The sequence below is a fragment of the Anaerolineales bacterium genome (assembly GCA_022866145.1).
In the GTDB taxonomy this organism is placed as follows: domain Bacteria; phylum Chloroflexota; class Anaerolineae; order Anaerolineales; family E44-bin32; genus PFL42.
The window spans coordinates 1-2,556 of sequence record JALHUE010000434.1; the positions used below are offsets into that span (position 1 = coordinate 1).

Annotated in this window: 2 protein-coding genes; one reads left to right on the plus strand and one right to left on the minus strand. The window is 66.3% G+C overall.

Annotated elements, in window-relative coordinates:
- Positions 1–317 precede the first annotated feature (317 nt).
- Positions 318–1,223, minus strand: a complete 906-nt coding sequence (locus MUO23_13045) for a hypothetical protein (GenBank protein ID MCJ7513878.1) — start codon at positions 1,221–1,223, stop codon at positions 318–320.
- A 559-nt stretch (positions 1,224–1,782) separates the two neighbouring features.
- Here MUO23_13045 and MUO23_13050 point away from each other — a divergent pair.
- Positions 1,783–2,556 (plus strand): hypothetical protein (locus MUO23_13050; protein MCJ7513879.1); only part of this gene is annotated, 774 nt, incomplete at its 3' end.

The following is a 2,556-nucleotide window of genomic DNA, read 5'->3' on the forward strand; positions in this document are numbered from 1 at the left end:
CGAGCTGCCACTGCACGGGAGCGCCGGCGCCGCCGGTTCGACAAGGCTCGCGAATCCACCGGATGCTCCTCGTGGACATCGCGCCAGGAATGGCCGTGCGACGGCCGGCTGGAATGAGGCGCCTTCCTCCTGCGCAAAGCGCTCTGGGGCGCCTGACCCCGGGGGCAAACCACCGAAGCGGATGGAGTCCGCAGACTGGGACAGGCTCGCAAGCTACGGCGGCGTGGGGTATTGCCCGATCCCGGCAATGAAGGCGCCCCCTCCCTTGACGGAGGGGGCGCAGGCAACCGGTTGAGGCAGGTGCCGGCCTGGAATGGCTATCCCGGCAGCGGTATGGCGAACTCTGCCAGCGCAGCTCCCCCGGCGGCCTTGCCCGTCAGCCGCCGATAGGTCAGCGTCCACGCGCCGTTCAGGTACGTCTGCACAACAGCGTTGACCAGAAGCAGGACCGGCAGGTAACCCAGGAAGCACAGCCCGCTGATCAGCAACCCCCCGGCCATCCCGCTTTGCTCTGGGCTGGAGAGTGCCAGGAACAAAGGCACTAGCAGCAGGAGGATCGGCATCGCCAGGATCAGGCTGACAACCAGGCCCCCGCCTATCAGAATCAGGCCCATCAGCAGGGCCGGACCCGGGCGAACGCGCAGGACCTCCCAGCCGCGGCGGAAGGCGGCCATCGTCCTTTGGTCATCGTCGATCAAGGAAACCTGGCACAGGGAGACGTACACGCCCAGCCCGAAGACCAAAGGCAGGCCGAGGCAGATCAACGGAACCAGACAGAAGCCCAGGCTGCCCACGGCTGCGACCACGAGAATCAACGCCAGCAGGATGCCGAAGAGTCCCAGAAGCAGCCGGAAACCGAGCAGGAGCCAGAAGGACTTCATCCCGAGGCGAAAGGCCTGCCCCAGGGTGACGTCGCGACCTTCGTCAGCCTGGCGGAAGCCTGCGATCAAGCCTCCTGTACCGATGATCCCAAGCACCAGGAAGACCAGGAGCAAGATCAGCGCCAGCACGGCGACGACCACCCATACCCAAACAGGGATCTCCAGCAGGCGTTGCTCGATGCCTCCGAGTTGCTGACCGGGGGTTGTGTAGGAAGAGCTACCGCCGCCCCCTCCGCCCCCACCGCCGCCAGTCCCGCAGCCGGCGAGCAGGCCGAGCACCCAAAGGCCCTTGTAGCGCCAGGTGATCTGCCAGGTTCTCGTCAGGACTTCGCCGAAATCCATTCTTCCTCCTTTTCCCCCGGGGGTCTGGGGGGGTCACGTGCCACGCAGGGGCAGGGTCAGTCTACAGGCCAAGCAGGGGCAATTGTGGATGTTCTGCCACGACTGTATCACGAGCCGCGACCTATCTGCGGTGCGCCGGCACGGAGGGGCCTCGGGCGGGAGGCTGGTGCCGGGATGCCCTGCACTGGGGCCGGCGATCCGCAGCTGCGGCCGACCGGGCCAAGCAGGGAGGAGGTCGGCTCCCGGCTGTAGGCCTGGTACTGCTCCAGACGCGGGGGACCGCCCCGGGCCGCTTTCTCCGCCCTTTCAAGGCAACCGTAGGCAGCTGTGCGGCGAGGTATACTCGGACTGCCGCCGGGCTATCCACTCCATGGTGGGGCGAGAGGCGCTCGACGTCCCTGCCGCTGGACCCAGAGTTATCCCTTAGGAGGAATCCCAGCGGGTGGAAAGCCCATTCTGCGCATAGCCAATCTCACCGAAAGGAATCCCGATGGGACCTCTGCCCGATCCGGAGGCCGCGCCTTTGGCGGGACCTCGCTCCGGGGTCCAAGGCGTGCCAATGGGTGAGGCCGATGCGGGGAAGACGGCGAGCCCGGAGTTCTTCGCACGCAGCCGGCTCGAGGAAGTGCGCGCCACCCTGGGCCCAGTGGTGCACCTCGACCTAAGCGCGCACCAGACCTCCCACTCCCACAACCTGCTCGGGCAAGAGGTTGCGGGTCAGGTCAGCGCCTACATCCGCCGCCGGGTGCTACCACTCGGCCAGGACCGCCTGGAGAGTGAGCTGCTGAGCGCCCGACGGGGTGAGGCCGAATGCAGGCATCGGCTTGCCTATGGGCGCCTGCCAGCCGCCGTCCGCGAGGGGCTTGAAGCATATCTGTCGAGCGTCGATGCGTGGTCGGAAGGGGCGCGACTGGGAGACCTTGTGCGGCAAACGATGACGCACCTGAAGGTCGACAGGACCCCCGTTCGCCCCCAAGATCTCGCCTTTCTCCTTCAGGCCGAAAGTTCGGGTTGCCAGACGGGCATGCTCCGGGACAGAGACGGGGGTGTCCTGCTTTGGCATACCGAGGAAGACCATGATTCGGCAGCCGGCAGCCGTTTCGATCGTCTGCGCCTGGTGACCTGTGCGGCTTCGCCTGACTCCCCTTCTCGAAGGATGACCGCTTTCATCTATCCTGACCTGCTTCCAGGGCCCGCATTCGGCTGGTCCGGGAGATCCTATGTGCACGCCGTCGATGCTTTCTACCTGAAGCAAGGTGCTGGCGTGGGCGGGGTACCTGCCAATGCCGTCACCTGGATTTGCCTGTACTTGGGGGGCCTACTCGCTCCCTCG

Coding starts and splice junctions, on each gene's coding strand:
- MUO23_13045 (MCJ7513878.1), bottom strand. CDS start 1,223: ATGGATTTCGGCGAAGTCCTGACGAGAACCTGGCAGATCACCTGGCGC.